The organism is Amycolatopsis sp. 505, assembly GCF_031625235.1.
Classification (GTDB): Bacteria; Actinomycetota; Actinomycetes; order Mycobacteriales; family Pseudonocardiaceae; genus Amycolatopsis.
In genome coordinates this window covers 219,215-241,328 of the sequence record NZ_JACKQP010000011.1, presented here as the reverse complement: position 1 = coordinate 241,328, position 22,114 = coordinate 219,215, and the positions used below count along the sequence as shown (strand labels likewise).

The 22,114-nt window shown below is 72.4% G+C and carries 15 protein-coding genes; 9 read left to right on the top strand and 6 right to left on the bottom strand.

Translation table 11 applies throughout. From position 1 onward, the window contains the following. The first annotated feature begins 15 nt into the window (after positions 1 to 15). Entirely contained in the window at positions 16 to 1,233 is a 1,218-nt protein-coding gene (locus H5965_RS36475) for an MFS transporter (RefSeq protein WP_310975576.1), read from the top strand. Positions 1,234 to 1,241: 8 nt separating this feature from the next. Here H5965_RS36475 and H5965_RS36470 read toward each other — a convergent pair whose 3' ends face one another. Together H5965_RS36470 and H5965_RS36465 are read right to left on the bottom strand one after the other, a co-directional pair. After that, complete coding sequence (locus H5965_RS36470) at positions 1,242 to 2,030, bottom strand: hypothetical protein (protein WP_396136977.1); 789 nt, start codon at positions 2,028 to 2,030, stop codon at positions 1,242 to 1,244. A gap of 93 nt (positions 2,031 to 2,123) precedes the next feature. Then, on the bottom strand, positions 2,124 to 3,629 hold the full coding sequence (locus H5965_RS36465; RefSeq protein ID WP_310975573.1) for a CehA/McbA family metallohydrolase: 1,506 nt from the start codon (positions 3,627 to 3,629) through the stop codon (positions 2,124 to 2,126). 296 nt (positions 3,630 to 3,925) lie between these two features. Between H5965_RS36465 and H5965_RS36460 the strand changes: the two genes are divergently transcribed. From H5965_RS36460 to H5965_RS36445, 4 genes are all read left to right on the top strand, one after another. Next, positions 3,926 to 5,554 (top strand): DUF6345 domain-containing protein, encoded by a 1,629-nt coding sequence (locus tag H5965_RS36460; RefSeq protein WP_310975571.1) that lies wholly within the window; start codon positions 3,926 to 3,928, stop codon positions 5,552 to 5,554. 148 nt (positions 5,555 to 5,702) lie between these two features. Next, the gene (locus H5965_RS36455) at positions 5,703 to 5,942 is read left to right on the top strand and encodes a hypothetical protein (RefSeq protein WP_310975569.1); all 240 of its coding nucleotides are present in this window, start codon (positions 5,703 to 5,705) and stop codon (positions 5,940 to 5,942) included. A 248-nt stretch (positions 5,943 to 6,190) separates the two neighbouring features. Next, complete coding sequence (locus H5965_RS36450) at positions 6,191 to 11,659, top strand: biotin carboxylase N-terminal domain-containing protein (protein WP_310975565.1); 5,469 nt, start codon at positions 6,191 to 6,193, stop codon at positions 11,657 to 11,659. A gap of 181 nt (positions 11,660 to 11,840) precedes the next feature. Further along, positions 11,841 to 13,160, top strand: coding sequence for a M14 family zinc carboxypeptidase (locus H5965_RS36445; RefSeq protein WP_310975562.1), 1,320 nt, complete (start codon positions 11,841 to 11,843; stop codon positions 13,158 to 13,160). 1 nt (position 13,161) lies between these two features. Here the strand turns inward: H5965_RS36445 and H5965_RS36440 are convergent, their stop codons facing one another. The 3 genes from H5965_RS36440 to H5965_RS36430 all read right to left on the bottom strand — a co-directional run bounded on the left by H5965_RS36440 (position 13,162) and on the right by H5965_RS36430 (position 16,579). After that, entirely contained in the window at positions 13,162 to 14,193 is a 1,032-nt protein-coding gene (locus H5965_RS36440; protein WP_310975561.1) for a methyltransferase domain-containing protein, read from the bottom strand. 329 nt (positions 14,194 to 14,522) lie between these two features. Continuing rightward, positions 14,523 to 15,326, bottom strand: coding sequence for a PadR family transcriptional regulator (locus H5965_RS36435; RefSeq protein WP_310975560.1), 804 nt, complete (start codon positions 15,324 to 15,326; stop codon positions 14,523 to 14,525). A 353-nt stretch (positions 15,327 to 15,679) separates the two neighbouring features. Continuing rightward, entirely contained in the window at positions 15,680 to 16,579 is a 900-nt protein-coding gene (locus H5965_RS36430; RefSeq protein ID WP_310975558.1) for a LysR family transcriptional regulator, read from the bottom strand. A 70-nt stretch (positions 16,580 to 16,649) separates the two neighbouring features. Here H5965_RS36430 and H5965_RS36425 point away from each other — a divergent pair, with 70 nt between their 5' ends. Continuing rightward, positions 16,650 to 17,618 (top strand): putative sulfate exporter family transporter, encoded by a 969-nt coding sequence (locus H5965_RS36425; protein WP_310975557.1) that lies wholly within the window; start codon positions 16,650 to 16,652, stop codon positions 17,616 to 17,618. A 113-nt stretch (positions 17,619 to 17,731) separates the two neighbouring features. Next, positions 17,732 to 19,225, top strand: a complete 1,494-nt coding sequence (locus H5965_RS36420; protein ID WP_310975555.1) for a sialidase family protein — start codon at positions 17,732 to 17,734, stop codon at positions 19,223 to 19,225. Positions 19,226 to 19,311: 86 nt separating this feature from the next. Here H5965_RS36420 and H5965_RS36415 read toward each other — a convergent pair whose 3' ends face one another. Continuing rightward, positions 19,312 to 19,920, bottom strand: a complete 609-nt coding sequence (locus H5965_RS36415; RefSeq protein ID WP_310975553.1) for an MmpS family transport accessory protein — start codon at positions 19,918 to 19,920, stop codon at positions 19,312 to 19,314. 171 nt (positions 19,921 to 20,091) lie between these two features. On the opposite strand from H5965_RS36415, the gene H5965_RS36410 reads away from it, so the two are divergent. Both H5965_RS36410 and H5965_RS36405 read left to right on the top strand, forming a co-directional pair. Continuing rightward, complete coding sequence (locus H5965_RS36410) at positions 20,092 to 21,291, top strand: histidine kinase (RefSeq protein ID WP_310975551.1); 1,200 nt, start codon at positions 20,092 to 20,094, stop codon at positions 21,289 to 21,291. Positions 21,292 to 21,300: 9 nt separating this feature from the next. Further along, positions 21,301 to 21,960, top strand: a complete 660-nt coding sequence (locus tag H5965_RS36405) for a response regulator transcription factor (RefSeq protein ID WP_310975549.1) — start codon at positions 21,301 to 21,303, stop codon at positions 21,958 to 21,960. Positions 21,961 to 22,114 lie beyond the last annotated feature (154 nt).

The window sequence follows — 22,114 nt, the reverse complement described above, 5'->3', positions numbered from 1 at the left end:
TCTACCGTTCTTCCCATGACAGCGCTTCTCGAACGTCCGAAGACCCGGCCGGCCGGGCGCATGCTCGCCGCCGCGCAGCTGGTCGCCTCGCTCGGCGACGGCGCGTTCCTGACCTGCTCGGTCCTGTTCTTCACGCGGATCGCCGGGCTCACGCCGGCGCAGGTGGGACTCGGGCTCACGCTGGGGTGGGCGGTGGGCTCGGTCGCGGGCGTGCCGCTCGGGCACCTGGCCGACCGCCACGGCGCCCGCGGCTCGGCGGTGCTGCTGGCCCTGGCGACGGCCACGTCGATCCTCGCGTTCCTCGTCGTCCGCTCGCCGCTGGCGTTCGTCCTCGCCGCGTGCCTCTACGGCAGCTGCCAGACGGGGCTGGCCGCGGTCCGCCAGGCGTTGCTGGCCACCCTCGCCGACCCGGAGCGGCGGACGCGCGTCCGGGCCCACCTTCAGTCCGCGGGCAACGCGGGCCTCGCCGTCGGCGCCGGGCTGGGTGGCCTCGCGCTGTCGGCCGACACGGCTTCGGCGTACCTGACGGTCTTCGTCCTCGACGCGGCGGCCTTCGTCGTGACGGCGGTGCTGCTGCACGCGCTCCCGGCGGTGCCCCGGACGTCCGCGCGCCCGGGAGCGCCGAAGTCGGCCGTGCTGCGCGACCGGCCGTACGCGCTGGTGACCCTGCTCAACGCGGTCCTGCTGTTGCGCATGCCGCTGCTGAGCGTCGCGATCCCGCTGTGGATCGTCGAACGCACCGCGGCGCCGGGCTGGACGGTGTCGGCGTTGTTCGTGCTGAACACGGTCGTGGTGGTGGTCCTGCAGGTCCGCGTCGCGGGCCGGCTGACCTCGCTCGATTCGGCGGCGCGGATGGTGCGCCGGTCGGGGGTGGTGCTGCTGGCGTCGTGCGTCGCGTTCGCGCTGTCGGCGCTGGGGACGTCACCGGCGGTGGCGTTCGGCGTGCTCGTGGCCGGGGCGCTGGTGCAGGTGCTCGGCGAGATGCTGCAGTCGGCGGGCTCGTGGGAGATCGGCTTCGCGCTGGCGCCGGCGGACAGGCAGGGCGAGTACCAGGGCTTCTTCGGCAGCGGCATCTCGGTGGCGCGCGCGATCGGCCCGGTCCTGCTGAGCACGGTGGTGATCGGCTGGGGCGTCCCGGGCTGGCTCCTGCTGGGCGCGGTGTTCCTGGGCGCGGGCTGGGCGATGGGCCCGGCGGTCCGCTGGGCCGCCGCGACCCGCCCGGCACCTCACTGACCCACGCGCTACTCGCTGACCTGGGCCGCCGCGGTCTGGTGCAGCGCGAGGTCCTGGCCCGCGGCGGCATCGTCGGCCCAGGCGCCCGATTCCGCCGTCCACGTCCGGCCGGCGAAGCTCACCTTGTCCACGCCCAGCGCTTCCGCGCGGGCGACCAGCCAGGTCGCGTACGTCCAGCCCTGACCCGTCGGGTGGGGACCGCTCAACCCCGCCGTGCCCAGCTCCTCCGTCGCCGCCGCGGCGAGGTCCGCGGGGGCCGCCAAGGTCAGGTTGCGGCAGGTCAGGGCGGCCGGGAACTGGCCGTTGAACGCCGCGGCCATCGCGCGGGACTGCGGCTCCCACTGCGCGTACGCGTCCGGGACGCCCGACCGCTGGACCGCCTGCGCGGCCTCGGTGATCGGCAGCGTCTCCCAGTTCGGCAGCTTCTCGAGCTTCTCGTAGAACTCCGTCGCCGCGTAGACCGGGTCGCGCAGCTGGGCGATCGTGCCCCAGCCCTGGCTCGGCCGCTGCTGGAACAGCCCGACCGAGTCGCGGTCACCGCCCTCGAGGTTGCGCAGCTTCGACTCCTGCAACGCCGTCGCCAGCGCGACCGTCGCCGCGTGGGCCGGCAGCCCCATCTTGGTGCCCACGGCCGAGATCGTCGCCGCGTTGTTCATCTGCTCCGGGGTGAACGTGTACGCGGTCGCGTTGTCCCCCGGCAGCGCCACCGTGCACCCCGGCGTCTTCACCGAGCCACGCGTGTACGCCACCACCACGACGATCGCCGCGACCAGCACCACGACCGCACCCAGGACCATGGCCACCTTCAGGCCACAACCGCGCACCCTGCCTCCCCATCACCCGTTCGCACCAGTCTGCCAAACGGAGGACGCGGTACCCCGGGTGCGGGTTCAGTCGGCGGGGCCGAGGAAGATCGGGTTGGACATCGCCACCATGGCGTTCGGCACGGTGGTGTTCGGGCCGCCGGACGGGCGACGGACCTCGACGCGCACCCACCGGCTGTAGCGGGGGTAGGTCGTCCAGGTGACCGTGGCCGCACCCGAGTCGCCGACCGGCTCGCTGTGTTCCGGGCCGAGCTGGTCGAGGAACGTCACCGTGGTCCCCGGGACGCCGGCCACGACCGCCTTGACGGTCACCGGGGTTCCGGTGCCCGCGGCGAGCCGCTCGCCGATGCCCGCGCTCCTGCCGCCGCCGGAGACGGTGAACTCCAGCTGGACCGACGCCGATTCCGCCAGCCACGAACGGCCCGCTTTCAGCCCCGCCAGGAGTTCCCGGCGGCGCAGCCGGTCGGCGAGCACGACGGTGTGCGGCAGGGCCACGCGCTGGTCCGGGTGGTGCGCGTCGGAGTCGCCGATCGCCGGGATGAAGCGGCCGCCGCGCAGCAGCCCGTCCCAGTGGATGACGCTCGCCTCGTCGTCCTGCGTCCAGGGGCCGTTCCAGACTTCGACCAGGTCGGCGAGCTCGTAGGCGAATTCGTAGGTGCAGCCGAAGCAGTTGGCGAACGGGTGCGCCGCGGTGACCAGGCCGCCGGCGCGGTGCACCTGCTCGGTGAAGCGCCGGAAGTCCCGCGGGTCGGCCGCGCGGTAGCGCCAGTCGATCCAGGTGCCGGCGGGCAGGCCGAGCGCGGGCCAGTGCCCGGACCGGGTCGTCACCTCTTCGCCGTTGAGGATCAGCAGGTCGTCGGTGGCGTGGTTGCCCCAGACCAGCTGCGAGCTGGAGGTGTTGTGGTCGGTGGAGACGATGAAGTCGAGCCCGGCGGCGCGCGCGTCGGCGACGAGCTGCTCCGGCGTCCGCCGCCCGTCGGAGTGGACGGTGTGCAGGTGGCTGTCGCCGCGGTACCAGGTGCGGCCCCTGTCTCGCGCCGGAGCGGTTTCCGGGGCCGGGTTCGGTTTGAACGGCGCGCCGTCGGGACCGAAGGTGAGCGTGATGTCCACCCGGTAGTTCAGCCCCTGCGGCGCGACGGTGTACGGGCCGAGGATGACGTGCCACCGGCCGGGCTTGATCGGGCCGGCGAGGTAGCCGGGCGTGGCCTCGGACGCGCTGATCGAGAAGCGGTCGCGGAAGCCGCCGGACCAGCCGCGGAAGCCGCGCGCGTTGCCGACGTCGTGGCCTTCGGGGCCGAAGATGCCGATGTCACAGGCGTTCCCGCGGGTACCGGCCGGCACCGGCGGCTTGTCGTAGGAGTAGACGACGTCGATCTGCCGGACGCCGCGCGGGACGTCGACGGGCAGGTAGTACCAGTCCGGCACGTCCGGTTTCAGCGTCCCGGTGACGGTCTGCGTCCGGCTCGTCCCGCCCGGCTGATCGGCGAACGCCACCCCCGGCAGCATCCCCGCGGCCGCCGCCACCCCACCGGCCCGCAACAGCGTCCGGCGGCTGAAGTCGTTCATGCGCACCTCCGCATCGGACGGTAGGCCCGCCAGGCGAACTCGGACGCGAACCGGCGGTGAACTTTCGGCCGAGCCCCCCGCTCGGCGAGATTTCGCCGCGGCCGTCGGCGGGACCTCGTGGCCGTCCACTGTGGCCGGTGCCCGCTGACCGCTTCCCGGCTTCTCGCAAAAACGTCCCACGGAATCGGTGCAGCGCTGAAAAAATTGCGCTGAAGGTGTGGCAAAAAGATGTATCCGAAAGTTTTCACCGCGTTGGCGGCTACCGTCCGATCGCTGCATTCTGCCACCCACGGGGAGGAATCATGGCACTGCTCAAGAACGGCGTGGTCACCGCGCCACCGGGGGCACCCGCCAGCGCGCGGGCGCTGACCTCGGCCGATCCGTTCGGCTCCGGGACCGGCCTCGCGGCCGACCGGGGGGCGAACCGGTACGGCGTCTGCTCCATCGAGGACTTCCCGCCCGGGATGAACGACCTTTCCTACACCCACGACGACGCCGGTGGTTTCTACAATTACGTCAAGCAGTTCACCGCGCCGAACTTCTGGTACACCGACGGTGGTGTGCTGTCGTGGATCTACGGCGAACAGTACGACGACTGGCAGGGCACCTACGGCTTCGACGCCTGTGTCGCCGAGTACCACTCCGGGCACGGGACGATGGACGGCAATGGGGTCTTCTGGATGCCGATGGGCGGCACCTGGGGCGGGTCGGCCTGGGCGAGCTCGGCCGACATGCGGCTGGGCAACGAGGTCGCGCGCTACCTCTTCTTCTCCACCTGCCTCTCGCTGCGCATCGGCGACGGCAACAGCCCGATCCGCACCTGGGACGCGGCCAACCTCGGCCTGCGGATGATCTTCGGCTTCGAGACGACCAGCGTCGACAGCCCGAACTACGGCGCCTACTTCTTCAGCAAGTGGAACGGCAACGGCCACAAGTTCAGCAAGGCGTGGCTGGACGCTTCCTGGGACATCGACCACCACCAGGCGCCGTCGGCCGTCGCGTGCGGGGCGACGCAGGCCGAGGCGCAGGACCGGCTGTGGAACGAGGGGACCTTCCAGACCGCCGCCGCGTCGAAGAACTGGTGGTGGTGGACCTGGTACGACGCCGCCAAGAGCATCCGGGCGCCGCGGCTGGAGCTGCCCGGCTCGGTGCAGACCGCCCGGTTCGCGCCGCAGCGGCTTTCGCCGTCGCGGCTGGCCGAGCTGGCCGGTCACTACGGCGTCCGGCTCGGCGGCGGGGTACCGGAGGACGCGATGGGCCCGCACGGCGTCGTGCTGGGCGCCGGCCAGGACGGGCCGCGCCTGAGCGTCGACCACCGCGGCGTCCGCGAGATCACCTTCGCCGACGCCGACGGCACCGGCCGGGACGCGCCGAGCGCGGACGAAGCCGTCCGGATCGCCCAGGACGCGGTCGAGACGTTCGGCCTGGCCGACCGGGTGGACCTGGTCGCCGACAAGGTGCGTCACCAGTACCACGCGGGCGGCACCGCCGACGACGTCGCCGACCCGCGGGTGCGCGAGACGCACGTGGTGTTCACGCAGCTGGTCGACGGCCACCCGGTCGTCACCCCCGGGCTCGGCGAGGTCCGGGTCGCCATCGACGGCGGCGGCACGGTGACGACGATCGTCGACGCCACCCGCGAGGTCGAGCGGCTGAGCGACGGCGCGCCCACCGCACCGCCGTCGGCCGGGGAAGCCACGCGCGAGCCGGCCACCGTGGACGAGGCCCTCGACGCGCCGATGCAGCGGCTGCTGCGCCGGCTGGCCGCCGGTGGCCGCGTGCCCGCCGAAGTCCGCACGATCCCGGACTCGACGGCGGTCGGCTACGCCCTGCGCGGCGACGACGGTGCCCCGGTCGTCCGGCGGACCGTCGAGGTCGACTGCGGCGCGGGGCTCGCGAAGCGGTACGTCCTGGAGGCACCCCTGCGCTGACCACCGGGAAGAGCGGACGGGCCGGCACCACGTCGGGGGGTGCCGGCCCACCGTTTCGCTCGAACGGGTGTAAACCCGAGGTATCCGGGGCATCACCACTGGGCACCTGTGCTTCCGGGGGAGTGCACCGTACCGAGGGGAGACCGCGATGACCTTCGATTTCGTCGGCCGCTGGCTGGGCAGGCATCGCGAGCGCCCGGGCATCACCGTGGACCTGGCCTGTGGTGGCCGCGTCACGCTGCGGGAGGTGGACGGGCGGCCCACGCTGGTGGTCACCACCGCGCCCGGGTCCGACGGCCGCAGCGACGTCGCCGCCGTCTCGCTGTCGGAGGCCGAACGCCGCGAGCTGGGCCAGGTGCTGGACGGCGGGGTCCTGCTCGCCTCCTGATCGCTTCCGCGTCACCCGCCGTTCGCACTCGCGTTGAGTGCTTTGTCGCGAACCTCGCGTGAAAGCGGGTCCACACGGTGTGGCGCGGGTCGCTTTTTGTCGGGTTCCCACAACTCAGCCGCTCCGGCATGCGCCATGGCGGACATTGGTCCGACCCATCCTCATCCACCAGGGTGTAGACAAGTGCAGGCGACGTTCCACGACGGGTACGTCGCCTTCTGCGCGTGGGTACTTGGGAGGCTCAGCCGGTGTTCAGTCGTGTCGCCATCGTCAACCGCGGAGAGGCCGCGATGCGGCTCATCCACGCCGTCCGGGATCTGTCGGCGGAAACCGGGACGCGGATCGAGACGGTCGCCCTCTACACCGACGCCGACCGCACCGCGACGTTCGTCCGCGAGGCCGACCTGGCCTACGACCTCGGCCCGGCCTCGGCCCGCCCGTACCTCGACCTGGCCAAGCTGGAGAAGGCGCTGGTCGAGACGAAGGCCGACGCCGCCTGGGTCGGCTGGGGCTTCGTGGCCGAGGACCCGGCGTTCGCCGAGCTGTGCGAGAAGGTCGGCGTCACCTTCGTCGGGCCGAGCGCGGACGCGATGCGCAAGCTCGGCGACAAGATCGGCGCGAAGCTGATCGCCGAAGAGGTCGGCGTGCCGGTCGCGCCGTGGAGCCGCGGCGAGGTCGCGACCCTCGAAGACGCGCTGAAGGCCGGCGAGCAGATCGGCTACCCGCTGATGCTCAAGGCCACCGCGGGCGGCGGCGGGCGCGGCATCCGCATGGTCGCCTCCGGCGAGGACCTCGCCGACGCCTACGAGCGCACCAGCCAGGAAGCCCTGCGCGCCTTCGGGTCCGGCGTCGTCTTCCTCGAGCGCCTGGTCACCGGCGCCCGGCACGTCGAAGTCCAGGTGATCTCCGACGGCGCGACGGCGTGGGCGCTCGGCGTCCGCGACTGCTCGGTGCAGCGGCGCAACCAGAAGATCATCGAGGAGTCGGCGTCGCCGGTCCTCGCGCCCGCGCAGACCGCCGAGCTCAAGGCGTCGGCGGAACGGCTCGCGGTGGCCGTGGGCTACCGCGGCGCGTGCACCGTCGAGTTCCTGTACCACCCGGGCGAGAAGCTGTTCGCCTTCCTCGAGGTCAACACCCGCCTGCAGGTAGAGCACCCGATCACCGAGATCACCACCGGCACCGACCTGGTCAAGCTGCAGCTGCACGTGGCGGGCGGCGGGAAGCTCGAAGGCACCCAGCCCGCCGAGAGCGGCCACGCGGTCGAAGCGCGGCTCAACGCCGAGGACCCCGACCGCGACTTCGCGCCCTCCCCCGGCCGCATCGCGCGGCTGGCCCTGCCCGCCGGCCCCGGCATCCGCGTCGACACCGGCGTCAGCGAGGGCGACACCATCCCGGCCGACTTCGACTCGATGATCGCCAAGATCATCGCCTACGGCCGCGACCGCGACGAGGCGCTCGGCCGCCTGCGCCGGGCGATGGCCGAGACCACCGTCATCATCGAAGGCGGCGCAACCAACAAGAGCTTCGTGCTCGACCTGCTCGACCAGCCCGAGGTGATCGACGCCAGCGCCGACACCGGCTGGATCGACCGCGTCCGCGCCGAAGGCCGCCTGGTCACCCACCGGCACTCCGCGATCGCGCTCGCCGCGGCCGCCATCGAGGCCTACCAGGACGAAGAAGAGGTTTCCGTCCAGCGGCTGCTGTCCACCGCGCACGGCGGGCGCCCGCAGGTGCAGCACGAGAGCGGCCGCCCGCTCGACCTCAAGCTCCGCGGCGTCGGCTACCGCGTCTCGGTCGCCAGGGCCGGGCGCAGCCGCTTCCGCGTCGGCATCTCGGCCGGCGCGTCCGACGTCCACCACGCCGACATCGAGATCGACCGGTTCGACGCCCACAGCGGCCAGATCCTGGTCAACGGCCGGCGCTTCCGGCTCGTTTCGGCCACCCACGGCCCGATCCACCTCGTCGAGGTCGACGGCGTCACCCACCGCATCAGCCGCGACGAAGGCGGCGTAGTCCGCTCCCCCGCGCCCGCACTGGTCGTCGCCACGCCGCTGGCCGTCGGCGACGAGGTCGAGGCGAACGCGCCGATCCTCGTGCTGGAGAGCATGAAGATGGAGACGGTGCTGCGCGCGCCGTTCCGCGCCCGCGTCCGCGAATGCCCGGTGTCCGTCGGCAGCCAGGTCGAGACCGGTGCGCCGCTGATGCGCCTGGAACCGCTGGCCGACGACGCCGCGGACGAAGCGGCCGACGACACCGAAACCGTCGAGATCGAACTGCCCTCGGTGCCGGACGGCGTCTCCGCGGCCGAGCGCGTCGAACGCGGCCTGCAGGACCTCCGCAGCCTGCTGCTCGGCTTCGACGTCGACCCGGCCGAGCGCAAGCGGCTGGTCGCCGCGTACCTGGAGGCCCGCACCGAGCTGGGCAACCGGCCGGTCGAGGGCGAGCTGGAGCTGCTCACCGTCTTCGCGGACCTGTCCGAGCTGAGCCGCAACACCCCGGGCGGCGAAGACACCGTGCCGAACGGCGCGGTGCACAGCCCGCGCGAGTTCTTCCACACCTACCTGCAGAGCCTCGACGTCGAACGCGCCGGCGTCACCGAAGGCTTCCAGGTGAAGCTCAAGCGCGTCCTCGCGCACTACGGCGTCGAGGACCTGGAGCGCACGCCGGAGCTGGAGGCCGCGGTCTTCCGGATCTTCCTGGCCCAGCAGCGGATGGCGGCCGACATCGCGGTCGTCTCGGAACTGCTGCGGCAGTGGCTGACCGGGGCCCCGCCGGCCGAGGCGCTGAGCGAGCGCGCCGGGCTCACGCTGGAGCACCTGGTCGAAGCCACGCAGGTGCGCTTCCCCGCGGTGTCCGACCTGGCCCGCGGCGTGGTCTTCCGCTGGTTCGCCCAGCCGCTGCTGCGCCGCAACCGCGCCCGCGTCTACGCCGCCGTCCGCACCGAGCTGACCTACCTCGACCAGCACCCGGACGCGCCGGACCGCGCCGAGCGGATCCAGGCCATGATCACCGGCTCGGAGCCCCTGGTGCGGCTGATCGGGCAGCGCATCGCGCGTCCGGGCCGGGATCGCGCGCCGCTGCTGGAAGTGCTGACCCGCCGCTACTACGGCAACCGGCGGCTGTCCGGGGTCGCCGTGCGCGAAGCCGGCGGGCACCGCTGGCTGACGGCCGAGCTGAACGCCCCCGGCGGCGTGCTGCCGCTGGTCACCACCGCCGTCGACATCGCCGAGCTGCCGGACGCCCTGCGCGCGCTCGGCGAGGTGGCCACCGACGGCGTGGTCGCCGACCTGTACCTGCGCTGGGAGGACCAGCCGGACGTCGACGCGACCGCGGAGCGGCTCGGCACGCTGCTGGCGGACAACCCGCTGCCCGCGGGCGTCCGCCGGGTCGTGATCACCGTGGCCGGTACCGGTGGCGCGGTGATGCACCACCACTTCACCTTCGAGCGCGACGGCGACAGCTTCACCGAGGACCGTCTGATCCGCGGCCTGCACCCGCAGATCGCGCAGCGCCTGCAGCTGGAGCGGCTGCGCGAGTTCGACCTCACCCGCCTGCCGTCGGCGGACGAGGAGATCTACCTGTTCAAGGCCGCGGCGAAGACCAACCCGGCCGACGAGCGGCTGATCGCGATGGGCCAGGTCCGCGACCTGACGCCGTTGCGCGAAGCCGACGGGCGGCTGGTCGCGCTGCCCGCGCTCGAGGACGCGGTCACCGCCTGCCTCGACGCGATCCGCAACATCCAGGCGCAGCGGCCGCAGAACAAGCGGTTCGACACGAACCGGATCATGATGTACATCTGGCCGCCGACCGACCTGACCACCGAGGAGCTGAACCAGCTCGTCCAGCGCATCCTGCCGACGTCGGTCGGGGCCGGGCTGGAGGAGGTCCAGTTCCTGGCGCGGCGGCGCACGGACGCGGGCAAGCTGACCGAGCTCGCCGTCCGGATCACCCTCGACCCCGGCCACGGCGCGCGGCTGCACGTCGAGGCGCCGTCGACCGAGCCGGTGAAGCCGCTCGACGACTACCGCCTGAAGGTGCTGCGCGCGGCGCGGCGCGGGACCGTCTACCCGTACGAGATCACCGGCCTGCTCTCCGGTCCGGAGGGCACCTTCACCGAGCACGACCTGGACGCCTCGGGTGTCCTGGTGCCGGTGGACCGGCCGAAGGGCAAGAACACCGCGGCGATCATCGCCGGTGTCGTCACGACCCCGACCGAGCGGCACCCCGAGGGCGTCACCCGCGTCGTGCTGCTCGGCGACCCGACCAAGTCGCTGGGTGCGTTGTCGGAGCCGGAGTGCTCGCGGGTGATCGCGGCGCTCGACCTGGCCGAGCGGATGCAGGTGCCGCTGGAGTGGTTCGCGCTGTCGTCGGGCGCGCGGATCTCGATGTCTTCGGGCACCGAGAACATGGACTGGGTCGCCGCGGCGCTCAAGCGGATCGTCACGTTCACCCAGGACGGCGGCGAGATCAACATCGTGGTCAACGGGATCAACGTCGGCGCCCAGCCGTACTGGAACGCCGAAGCCACGATGCTCATGCACACCAAGGGCATCCTGGTGATGACGCCGGACTCGGCGATGGTGCTCACCGGCAAGCAGGCGCTCGACTTCTCGGGTGGCGTGTCGGCCGAGGACAACTTCGGCATCGGCGGCTACGACCGCGTGATGGGCCCGAACGGCCAGGCGCAGTACTGGGCGCCGAACCTGCCGGCCGCGCGCGAAGTGCTGATGGCGCACTACGACCACACGTACGTGGTGCCGGGCGAGGCCGGGCCGCGCAAGGTGGGCACGAGCGACCCGGTCGACCGCGACGTCTCGCCGTTCCCGCACGCGATCGCCGGCAGCGACTTCACGACGGTGGGCCAGATCTTCTCGGCCGAGCACAACCCGGACCGCAAGAAGCCGTTCGACATCCGCACGGTGATGCGCGCGCTGTCCGACCAGGACCACCCGGTGCTGGAGCGCTGGGCGGGCATGGCGGACGCGGAGACGTCCGCGGTGCAGGACGTGCACATCGGCGGCCGCCCGGTCTGCCTGGTCGGCATCGAGTCGCGTTCGGTGCCGCGGCGCGGCTTCCCGCCCACCGATGGCCCGGACACCTACACCGCGGGCACGCTGTTCCCGCGGTCGTCGAAGAAGACGGCCCGCGCGATCAACGCGGCGTCGGGCAACCGGCCGCTGGTGGTGCTGGCGAACCTGTCGGGCTTCGACGGCTCGCCGGAGTCCCTGCGCAAACTGCAGCTGGAGTACGGCGCGGAAATCGGCCGGGCGATCGTCAACTTCCAGGGCCCGATCGTGTTCACCGTGATCTCGCGCTACCACGGCGGCGCGTTCGTGGTGTTCTCCAAGGCGCTGAACCCGAACATGACGGTGCTGGCCCTGGAGGGCTCGTTCGCCTCGGTGCTGGGCGGCGCCCCGGCGGCGGCGGTGGTGTTCGCGGGCGAGGTCAACAACCGCACGGCGAACGACCCGCGCGTGACGGAGCTGCAGGCCCAGGTGACGTCGGCCACGGGCGCCTCCCGGGCGGCGCTGAACGCCCGGCTGGCGGAGCTCCAGTCGTCGGTCCGCGCGGAGAAGGTCAGCGAAGTGGCGGCGGAGTTCGACCGCGTCCACAGCATCCAGCGAGCGGTCGAGGTCGGCTCGGTGGACGCGATCATCTCGGCCGCCGAGCTGCGGCCGCGGATCATCGAGGCGATCGAACACGGCCTGAAGAAGTAGCGGTCGGCGTCGTCCGATCCGAAGGGGCACTTTCCCGGGGAAGTGCCCCTTCGGCATTCCGGCGTTTCGCGACTTTCGGGGGTATGACCCCTTTGCACCGGGCCGACACACTGTGCGTGCCGGTACGGTGACCACGGGTTCCGACCGGACCTCCATCCGTGCGGCGTGAGGAGATCCCCCGATGGCGTCAAGGTCCCTGTCCCGGCTCGCCCTCGCGGCGTCCGGGGTCCTGCTCACCTCCGTGCTCGGCGGTACCGCCGTCGCGCAGACGGCGGACACGCCGGTGTTCTGGCGCGTCCCGGCCACCGCCGCCCAGGCACAGGCGCTGACCGATGCCGGGTTCGACGTCGAAGAAGGGGACGATGCCGGCAGCGTCAACGTCGTCGGCGGGCGGGCCGTCGCCGCGAAGCTGCGGGCGCTCGGGTACCGGCCGTCGTTCTTCGACACCGTCTACAAAGAACTGCCCGCCGAGACGAACAAGCTGGCGGCGGACACCTACTACGGCGGGTACCGGACCGTCACCGCGCACGAGAACCACCTCGCCCAGGTCGCCTCGGCGCACCCCGACCTGGCCACGAAGTACACGATCGGCCAGTCCTGGAAGAAGCTGAAGGGCCAGGGCGGGCACGACGTCCAGGCGATCTGCCTGACCAAGAAGCAGGCCGGCGACTGCACGCTGTCGACGACGTCGACGAAGCCGAAGTTCTTCCTGATGGCCCAGATCCACGCGCGTGAGCTGTCGACCGGCGAGCTCGCCTGGCGCTGGATCGACTACCTCGCGGACGGCTACGCCACCGACGCGACCGCGAAGTCCATTCTGGACACCACCGAGGTCTGGGTGGTGCCGATCGCCAACCCCGACGGCGTCGACATCGTCGCCTCCGGCGGGAACTCGCCGAAGCTGCAGCGCAAGAACGCCAACAACTCCCGCGGCTGCAGCGGCACGAACATCGGCGTCGACCTCAACCGCAACTCGACGTTCAAGTGGGGCGGCGACTCCAACTCCGCCTGCTCCGAGACCTACCAGGGCGTGAGCGCGGGTTCCGAGCCCGAGGTGCAGGCGCTGGAGAAGCTGGCCCGCGCGATCTTCCCGGACCAGCGCGGCACCGGCAACAACGACCCGGCGCCCGCGACGGCCAAGGGCACGATGATCACGCTGCACAGCTACGGCAACGACATCATCATCCCGTGGGGCTTCACCCAGGCGACATCGCCGAACGACGCGCAGTACCGCAGGCTCGGCGCGAAGTACGCCGCGTCCAACGGGTACCTCGTCGGTACCAACGAGGAGACGGTCGGCTACGACACGACCGGCACCACCGACGACTTCACCTACGGCGAGCTCGGCGTCGCCAGCGTGACGTTCGAGGTCGGCGGCTCGAGCGGCACGTGCGGCGGTTTCCTGCCGCGCTACACGTGCGTCGACAGCACGTTCTGGCCGAAGAACAAGGGCGCGCTGATCACCGCGGCCAAGGCCGCGGCGGCGCCGTACCAGCAGTGAGTCACGGCCGGCAGGCGTAGATGCAGTTCTGCGGGCGCGGGGATTCGAGCACGTCGACGTGCCGGAACCCCGCGTCCGCAAGCATTTCCGACGCCTTTTCGGTGCCCCACACGGCCCCGAGCGCGGCGCCGCCCTCGGCGAGTGACGTCGTCGTGCAGTACATCAGGCTGATCGCGTAGGTGAGGGCGGCCAGCGGGTTGCCGACGTTCCGCTCCAGGTGGCTGGAGAAGTTGGTGTCCACCATGAAGAACAGCCCGTCCGGCGCGAGGGCGTCGTGGATCCGGCGGAGCACGACGTCGGGCCGGTCCTGGTCGTGGACGGCATCGAACGCGGTGATGACGTCGTAGGGCGGATCGGCACGCAGCTCGGCGGCATCCCCGACGACGAATTCGGCGTTGACGGGCTTGTGTTCGCCGGCCTGCGCGACGACGTCCGGGTTGATGTCCAGGCCGGTGAAGTGCGAGGCGGGAAAGGCCCGGGCGGCGACGGCGATGGCGTTCCCGGTCCCGCAGCCGAGGTCGAGCACGCGCGCGCCGGCCGTGAGCCGCTCGTTGAGGCCGGGGACCACGCCGAAGAAGCCGTCGACGAGGTGTTCGCGGTAGATGTGCTTCCAACTGTCGCCGGTTTTCGCGCCGAGGGTTTCGAGGTAGGGCCCGTAGGCGGACCTGGGGACACCGCCGCCTTCGGCGAACGCGCGCTCGAGGTCGGGCAGGATGGCGGTGAAGGCGGACAGGGTCAGCAGGGACGGCATGAGGTTCGACGCGGTTTCGCCGAGCAGGAACTTGGCGTGCTCGGGCGGGAAGGTGTACTCGCGGCCGTCGTAGGTGAAGATGCCGCCGGTGACCATGGCGCCGAGCCATTCGCGGACGTAGCGTTCGTGCAGATCGGCGCGCGCGGCGAGCTCGCCACTGGTGGCGGGCCCCCGCGCGGCGGCGGCGAGCAACCCGGTGCGGTGGCCGACCCCGATGAGCATGGTGAGGGCGCTGCCGGTCATGGTCGCGGTGAGGTGGGCGGCGAAGTCCTTCTCCTCCATGGGTGGAGCCTACCCCGCCGACGGACCGTCCGATGTGGACGATCCACCCCGGCCGGCGAGGCCGGCGCTGACGGGGCGCGGCCCGCGCCGGCTGAGTGCAGCCCGCGCCGGCGGATTGAGCCGCGCGCGGCGAGGTGTGGCCGACATCGGCAGAGTGGGGCCGGCACCAGCGGAACCCGGGCCGCGCACCGGCGAGGCGCGGCCAGCATCAGCGGGCCCGGCCGGCACTAGCGGAACCCGGCGCGATCTGGCCGTGAGCCATCGGCCCGGGTGGGCGTGGCTCGGGGCGGCGGCCGGAGCCGCGGCACGAGCCACGCCAGGCGCGGGCGTCAGGCGTCCTCGTCCTCCAGGCCCGCGTCGGCCAGGACCGCGTACACCCGGCGGCGGGCGTCGGCGAGGATCTTCTTCACCTCGGCGACCTGGGCCTCGTTGCCGCTGTACCCCACCTGCGCGGCCGCTCCCGAGAGCTCGCCCAGTGCGTGCCACAGGGCCGCGAAGCGATCCGCGCCCGGCTCCTCCTCCGGTTCCTCCCACAGCGCCGCGAACTCCGCCTCGCGGCCCGCCACGTGCTCGCGGCCCGCGTCGGTCAGCTCCGCCACGCGGCGACCAGCCGTCTCGACCGTGTGGACCAGGCCTTCGTCCTCCAGCTGCTGCAGGATCGGGTACACCGAGCCCGGGCTCGGCCGCCAGCGGTCGTGCGTGCGGCGGCGGATCTCCTGCATCAGCTGGTAGCCGTGCATCGGCTCCTCGGCCAGCAACGCCAGCACCGCCGGCCGCACCGGGCGGGCCGGCGGGCGGCCGCCGCCGCGGAACTCGCGGACCCGCTGGAACGGGCCGGCACCGCCGAACCAGCCGCCCGGGCCGCCGAACGAGCCCGGACCGCCCGGGAAACCGGGGAAACCCGGAGGCTGGGGCGGGTGCGGTGGTGGCGGCGGGAAGCCGCGCGCCAGCTCCGGGCCGCCGTCCCAGTCCTCGTGCCCCGGCACGCCGTGTTCCGGACCGAGGTGCCCCGCCCCGGGATGACCGGGCATCCCATGCCCCGGGTGCCCGAACCCGACGTGCCCCGGTCCGTGGTGTCCCCCGTGCTTCCCGAACCCGGCGAAGATCCGGTCCGCGCCTGCGCTCATCTCCATGATGACCTCCATATCGTATCGGCGACATTCACACGATATATCGCCGCTCGATCGACGGCAAGGCGACTTCCCGCGCCCGACGAGGAAGCAGACAGCTCCGGCCGCGAAGGACACCAGCCGCAGCCGCCCGACCGACGGCAAGCCGACCTCGATCACCCCGAACGGAATGCGGCCACCTCAGCCCGGCCCAGACGGCCACCGGCCACAGCCGCGCGACCGACGGCAAGCCGACCCCGATCACCCCAAGTGGAATGCGGCCACCTCAGCCCCGCCCACAGCCGACCGACCGACCGACGGCAAGCCGACCCCCGACCAGGAAGCGGGCACCCTCGGCCCACGAAAGGCGGCACCCCTCAGGAACCCGACTTCACCGCCAGCGTCAGCAGGTCCGCCGCCGGGCCTGTCAGGCGCCGGCCCGCCGGCCACACCGCTCGCAGCACCCGGCCCAGCTCCACCCCCTCCACCGGCACCGGCACCAGCCGCCGGCCGGCCACCTCGCGCACCACGTCGAGGTCGCTGATCACCGCCGGCCCCGCGCCCGCGATCACCGCGTTGCGCACCGCCGACGCCGATCCCAGCTCCAGCAACGGTGTCACCGGCCCCGCCCCCACCCGGCGCAACGCCGCCTCGACCGTCTCGCGCGTTCCCGAGCCCGGCTCGCGGACCACCAACGGCGTCGCGGCCAGCTCGCCCGCCGTCAGCGGACGGCGCCGCCGGGCCCACGCGTGCCCGGCCGGGACCACCACCACCAGCCGGTCCGTGGCGACGCGGCGGGTCGCCAAGCCCGGCCACGGTCCCGGCGACTCGACGAACCCGAGATCCACGCGGCCGCGGGCGACCAGGTCGGCGACCTGCTCGGAGTTGACCACCTCGAGCCCGACGTAGGTGTCCGGCCCGGTCCGCTTGACCTCGCCGATCCAAGCCGGCACGAAGTGCTCGGCGAGCGTCATGCTCGCCGCGACCCGCAGCTGCGCGCCGCGCTGGGTGCGCAGGGCCTCCGCGCCGGTGCGCAGACCGTCCACTTCGGTCAGCACGCGGTGGGCCCAGCCCGCGATCACCCGGCCGTCCGGGGTCAGGGCCGAGCCGCGGCGGGTCCGGTCCACCAGGGACAGTCCCAATTGGCGTTCCAAAGTGGACAGCCGTTTGCTCGCCGACGGCTGGGCGATGCCGAGTGCGCCCGCCGCCTGGCCGATGCTGCCGAGGTCGTCGACGAGCACCAGCAGGCGCAGCGAGTCCAGATCCGGTCCGGTCATAGCTTCAGTCTATGACCTCAGCACCGACCGCCGGCTACCGCGCGCGCCCGGCACCGGCGACGCTGGAGGCATGGAACTGACAGCGGCGAAAACCTCCGGCCTGGCGATCACCGGGCTCGGCGTCGCCGCGGCGTACGCGCTCAGCTCGGTGTGGCCGGTGGCCGGCGCGCTCACCGTCGCCGTGGTGCTCGGCGTCGCCGTCGGCAGCACGCCCGTCCTGACCGACGAGCACCGCCGGGCCGTCGCCCAGCTGACGAAACGCCTGTTGCGCGCCGGCGTCGTCGTGCTCGGGCTGCAGCTCGCCGTCCCCACCGTGCTCGCGCTCGGCCCCGGCACGCTCGCCGCGGTCGTGCTGACGGTCGCGGTCACCTTCCTCGGCACCCTCGGCCTCGGCCGGCTGGTCCGGGTCCCCCGCGGACTCGCCCTGCTGGTGGCCACCGGCTTCTCGATCTGCGGCGCCTCGGCGATCGCCGCGATGGAGGGCGTGGTCGAGCGCGACGACGAAGACGTCGCCACCGCCGTCGCGCTCGTCACCTGCTACGGCAGCTTCACCCTGGCCGCGCTCCCCCTGCTCGCCCACGCGCTCGGTCTCGACGCCGCCCGGACCGGCAGCTGGGCCGGGATCTCGGTGCACGAGGTCGCCCAGGTCGTCGCGGCGGCCGGGCCCGCGGGCGCCGCCGCGGTCGGGATCGCCGTCGTGGTGAAGCTCAGCCGCGTGGTCCTGCTCGCCCCGGTGGTCGCACTCGTCGGCGCCGCCGAACGCGGCCGCCGCGACACGCACGCCCCGCTCGTGCCGCTGTTCCTCCTCGGCTTCCTCGCGATGGTCGCCGTCCGGAGCACCGGCCTGGTCCCCCCGTTCGCGCTCGACATCGCAAAGACCGCGTCGACGCTCCTGCTCGCGGGCGCGCTCTTCGGGCTCGGCTGCGCCGTCCGGCTCGGCACCCTGCGGCGCGGCGGCGGCCGGGCGCTGCTCCTGGGTCTCCTGTCCACGCTTCTGGTGTTGGCGACCGGGTTCGGGACCCTGGCCGCGTTCACCTGAATTTTCCCTGCGCGTCACGTATAGTTCGTTATACGCGAGGTTGTACGGCTCTTGTACGGATCGTGTCGACGCTGCTGGCGAGACGAAGAACGAATCCGTAGGGAGCTCGAACCGTGAAGATCACCCGACTCGCCCAAGGGCTGCTCGCCGGGCTGCTGGGGTGTGCCGCCCTGGCCGTCCCGGCGGCCGTCGGTGCCGCCACCGCCCAGGCCGATGTGGCCAGCACGCTGGTGTTCAACAAGAACACCGAGGGCCACGACTGTTACCGCATCCCCACCATCGTCAAGGCGAACAACGGCGACCTGCTCGCCTTCGCCGAAGGCCGCAACAGCGGCGCCCACGCCTGCGCCGACCTGGGCAAGATCGATCTCGTGATGAAGCGTTCCACCGACGGCGGCAAGACGTGGGGCGCGCTGAACACCGTCATCACCGCGTTCGGCGACACGAAGGGCAACCCCGCGCCGATCGTCATCCCCGGCAGCAACCGGATCGTGCTGCTGTCGACCATGCAGTGCTACACCAACCCGGACTGCGGCCGGATCCCGCGCGTGTCCATCAGCGAGGACAACGGGAAGACGTGGGGCGCGCCGAAGACGCTGACCACCGAACTCGGCTTCTCGGCCGCGCCGGGCTGGCTGGCCACCGGGCCGTCCCACGGGATCGTGCTGACGCGCGGCGCGCACAAGGGCCGGCTCGTCGCCGGGATGAGCTACTCGAACATCGGCGCGCTGGTCTACAGCGACGACCAGGGCAGCACGTGGCACCTCGGCGCCACCGACAAGCCGGCGACGAGTGCGATCAACCCGCAGGAGATCAGCGTCACCGAGCTCCGGGACGGCCGGATCTACGCCGCCGCGCGCAACCAGGCGAACGACGGCAACAAGTGCCTCGCGGACGGCACCCGCAACCGCGCGTTCGCGATCAGCTCGGACGGCGGCGCGACGTTCAGCTCGAAGTTCGGCTTCGCCACCGACCTCGTCGCGCCGACGGTCGAGGGCTCGACGGCCCGGATGAGCGCCACCGACACCGGCGGCAAGTACAACCGGATCCTGTTCGCCGCACCGTCCGTGTGCGGCGAGCGCGAGCAGCTGCGGGTGCACTCGTCGTTCGACGAGGGCGCCAACTGGACCGGCAACGCCGGCAGCCTGCTCGTGTGGGGCGGCGGCGCGGCGTACTCGGACATGGTGCCGCTTTCGCAGTCGTCGGCCGGGGTGTTGTTCGAAGTGGGTCCCACAGAGCACCCGTACGACGCGATCCGCTTCGCCACGGTCACCGATGACGCGCTCGGCGCCCCGGCGTGCGGTGGCGGCTACAGCGTCATCGACTCGGCGCCGCTGGGCACCGGCGGCGCGGCCGGCACGGTGTACCTGTCGTACAACGCGGCCAACGGCCAGAACTGCGTCAGCACGATGAAGAACGGCTCCGCCGGCACGGCCACCGCGACCTCGGCCTACCTGGAGGTCAAGGGCTCGGCGCGGCAGACCGACTCGGGTTCGTTCTCCTGGTTCGCCGGCCCGGTCAAGGCCGCGGCGGCGGACAAGTGCGTGAAGTGGGGCGGCTCGGCCGGCGGCCAGGCCTACGACAGCGAGTTCGAGCACTGCAGCTGAACCGCGGAGGGTGGGACCCGCCCCCTGGCCGGGTCCCACCTCTCCCCCGTGCCGCCCGGCCCCCTCGTCCGGGCGCCACGGGCGGTTCAGAAGCCGGTGCAGCTCGCGATGGCTCCGGCGCCGGCCGCGGTCGCCGTCTTGGCTTCCTTGCCGTCGACGGTCACCTTGCAGCTGACCGAGCCACCGTCCGGCCCGGCGGTGACGGTGAACTGGGACCCGGCGAGGAACCCGGTGGCTTCCACCGTCTTGGTCCACGGCACCGCGGCACCGGCCTCGGTGTTGATCAGGATGGTGTCCCGGTCGAAGGTGCTGTAGACGACGTCGGCGGCCTTCGCGTCCCCGCTCACCTCGTAGACGATGGTGTGGTGGGCGGTGGCCTGGTCGTTGACGTCGCTGATCGCCTTGCTGATCACCACCGCCCACAGGATGCTGACGACCAGGGCGAGCAGCGACACGACGACACCGGCGATCGAGAGACCCTTGTTGGTCGCCTTCCCGGACCGCACTCTGGCCACGCCGACCGCCGCCAGGATCAGGCCGAGCACGGCCAGCGGCCACGCGACCACGCCGATGAGCGGGATCGGCGAGAACACCAACCCGATCAGGCCGAGGACGAACCCGGCCGTGCCCAGGCCGTTGCGCGGCGCCGCCGCCTGCGGGGCCGGGTGCTGCTGGAGCGGGGTGTAGTCGGTCATCGGGGTTTTCCTTTCACCTGGCGCTTGACGGCGAGAAGAAAACCACTGGCGCGGCCCCGCCCGCGTCGTCCGCAGGCCTCGGCCGCGTACGACGAAAGTCGTCACCGGCCGCGAGGCGGACGAGCGGAACGGCTGATGGGGACGGGGTGGTCACCTCGTAGGCTGATCCCCATGGGACGGTCCGTGCTGGGCGTGGTGTGCACCGTGCTGGCAGTCGCCGCGAGCCTGGTGACGGGCATCGTGAACGTGTCGCTGGAGATCAGCCTGCCCGGCACCGACGCTCTGCACGTGACGGCCGCGGCGGCGCTCGGCTGGTTCTTCGGGGTCGGTGCGTCGATCATGCTGGTGTGGCGGTGGCGCTGGCCCCTGGTGGTGACCGGCATCGCGGTGGCGCCACCGTTGCTGCTGGTGGCCGATTCGCTGGCCGCGTTGATCGCGCTCGCCGCGCTCGCGACCCGCTTCACCGGCTGGTGGCGCTGGAGCGCGGCGGCGCTCGTGTTCGCCGCGACCGGGCTCGCGGTGTGGCGCGACGCGAGCCGGCCCGTGGAGTCGTCGCTGGCCGAGGCCTGGATCTCGACCGAGACGATCGGCGCCAAGCTGATCGGCGTCGTCGTCACCGCGGCGGTCTACACGGCGGTCCCGCTCACGCTGGGGATCGTCCGGTACAGCTTCACCGAGAGGCGGCGCCTCGCCGCCGAAGAGGCGGCCTTGCGTGACCAGGTGGCCCGCCGGGAGGAGCAGGCGCGGATCGCCCGCGAGATGCACGACGTCCTCGGGCACCGGCTGTCCCTGCTTTCGCTGCAGGCGGGCGCACTGGAGGTCACCGCGGCCACGACGCCGGACGCGGTGGAGGCGGCCAAGACGGTCCGGACCACCGCCCGGCAGTCACTCGACGACCTGCGCCAGGTGATCGGCGTGCTGCGCACCACGGGCTTCGCCGACCGGGCGTCCGGCGGTCCCGCGGAGCCACCCCAGCCGACTCTGGCCGACATCCCCGACCTGATCACCGGCGCCCGGCAAGCGGGTTTGGCGGTCAACGTGACGATCCTGCTCGACCAGGCGTCGACGGCCCCGGCCCCGCTCGCCACGGCGGCGTACCGGATCCTCCAGGAGGCCCTGACCAACGTGCTGCGCCACGCTCCGGGAGCGACGGCGGAAGTGCTGGTCCGCGGCGGTCCGGGCGCGGGGTTGTCGGTGGAGATCTTCAACCCGCTGCCACCGCACCCGGTGCCGTCGCCGGGCTCGGGCACCGGGCTGACCGGCGTCAACGAGCGCATTTCCCTGCTGGGCGGCGCGTTGTCGGCAGGGCCGGTCGACGAGCGGACGTTCGCTCTGCGGGCCTGGCTGCCGTGGGTGGCACCGGCGCCCTAGCATGGGCGGGTGAGCGTGCGCGTACTGCTCGTCGACGACGACCCGCTGGTCCGCACCGGACTGTCCATGATCTTGGGCAGCACCCCCGATCTGCGGGTGGTCGCGGAGGCCGGCGACGGCGATGAGGCGGTCCAGCAGGTCGCCCGGCACGCGCCGGACGTGGTGATCATGGACATCCGCATGCGCCGGATGAACGGCCTGGTGGCGACGGCGGCGGTGCTGGCCCAGCCGCGCCCGCCGAAGGTCCTGATCCTGACGACGTTCGACCTGGACGAGTACGTGTTCGAGGCGCTGGCGGCGGGAGCGAGCGGGTTCTTGTTGAAGGAGGGCTCACCGCAGGAGATCATCGACGGCGTCCGAGTGGTGGCGAACGGCGACGCGATGTTGTCACCCAGGATGACGAAGCAGCTGATCGGCGAGTTCGTGGCAACACGGGCGAACCCGAGGCGATCGCGGGCCCAGGCCAAGCTGGAGCTGCTGAGCGAGCGGGAGCGCGAGATCGTGACGGCGGTGGCGCAGGGCAAACCGAACGCCCAGATCGCGGCGGAGCTGTTTCTCAGCGAGGCGACGGTGAAGACGCACATCACGCGAGCGTTCGCGAAGCTGGATGTGTCGAACCGGGTGCAGCTGACGATCTTCGCTTATGAAGCGGCGCTTGTGACGCCGTGAATTCCCCAATCTCGAAAGTCACCCGTTCGTGTATTGACACGAAACCCGGGCCGCCAGGACCATAAGCCGGGTCGGACGTCGTGGCCCCAGGGGGAACCGTGCGCCATTCGAGAAACAGGATTGACCATTCGGCACGGGACCCGCGGGAAACGCC

Excerpts from the sequence above, each read along its gene's own strand:
- H5965_RS36440 (WP_310975561.1), bottom strand. The coding sequence starts at position 14,193 with ATGGAGGAGAAGGACTTCGCCGCCCACCTCACCGCGACCATGACCGGC.
- H5965_RS36475 (WP_310975576.1), top strand. The coding sequence starts at position 16 with ATGACAGCGCTTCTCGAACGTCCGAAGACCCGGCCGGCCGGGCGCATG.
- H5965_RS36415 (WP_310975553.1), bottom strand. The coding sequence starts at position 19,920 with ATGACCGACTACACCCCGCTCCAGCAGCACCCGGCCCCGCAGGCGGCG.
- H5965_RS36435 (WP_310975560.1), bottom strand. The coding sequence starts at position 15,326 with ATGGAGATGAGCGCAGGCGCGGACCGGATCTTCGCCGGGTTCGGGAAG.
- H5965_RS36445 (WP_310975562.1), top strand. The coding sequence starts at position 11,841 with ATGGCGTCAAGGTCCCTGTCCCGGCTCGCCCTCGCGGCGTCCGGGGTC.
- H5965_RS36460 (WP_310975571.1), top strand. The coding sequence starts at position 3,926 with ATGGCACTGCTCAAGAACGGCGTGGTCACCGCGCCACCGGGGGCACCC.
- H5965_RS36470 (WP_396136977.1), bottom strand. The coding sequence starts at position 2,030 with ATGGTCCTGGGTGCGGTCGTGGTGCTGGTCGCGGCGATCGTCGTGGTG.
- H5965_RS36410 (WP_310975551.1), top strand. The coding sequence starts at position 20,092 with ATGGGACGGTCCGTGCTGGGCGTGGTGTGCACCGTGCTGGCAGTCGCC.
- H5965_RS36425 (WP_310975557.1), top strand. The coding sequence starts at position 16,650 with ATGGAACTGACAGCGGCGAAAACCTCCGGCCTGGCGATCACCGGGCTC.
- H5965_RS36455 (WP_310975569.1), top strand. The coding sequence starts at position 5,703 with ATGACCTTCGATTTCGTCGGCCGCTGGCTGGGCAGGCATCGCGAGCGC.
- H5965_RS36430 (WP_310975558.1), bottom strand. The coding sequence starts at position 16,579 with ATGACCGGACCGGATCTGGACTCGCTGCGCCTGCTGGTGCTCGTCGAC.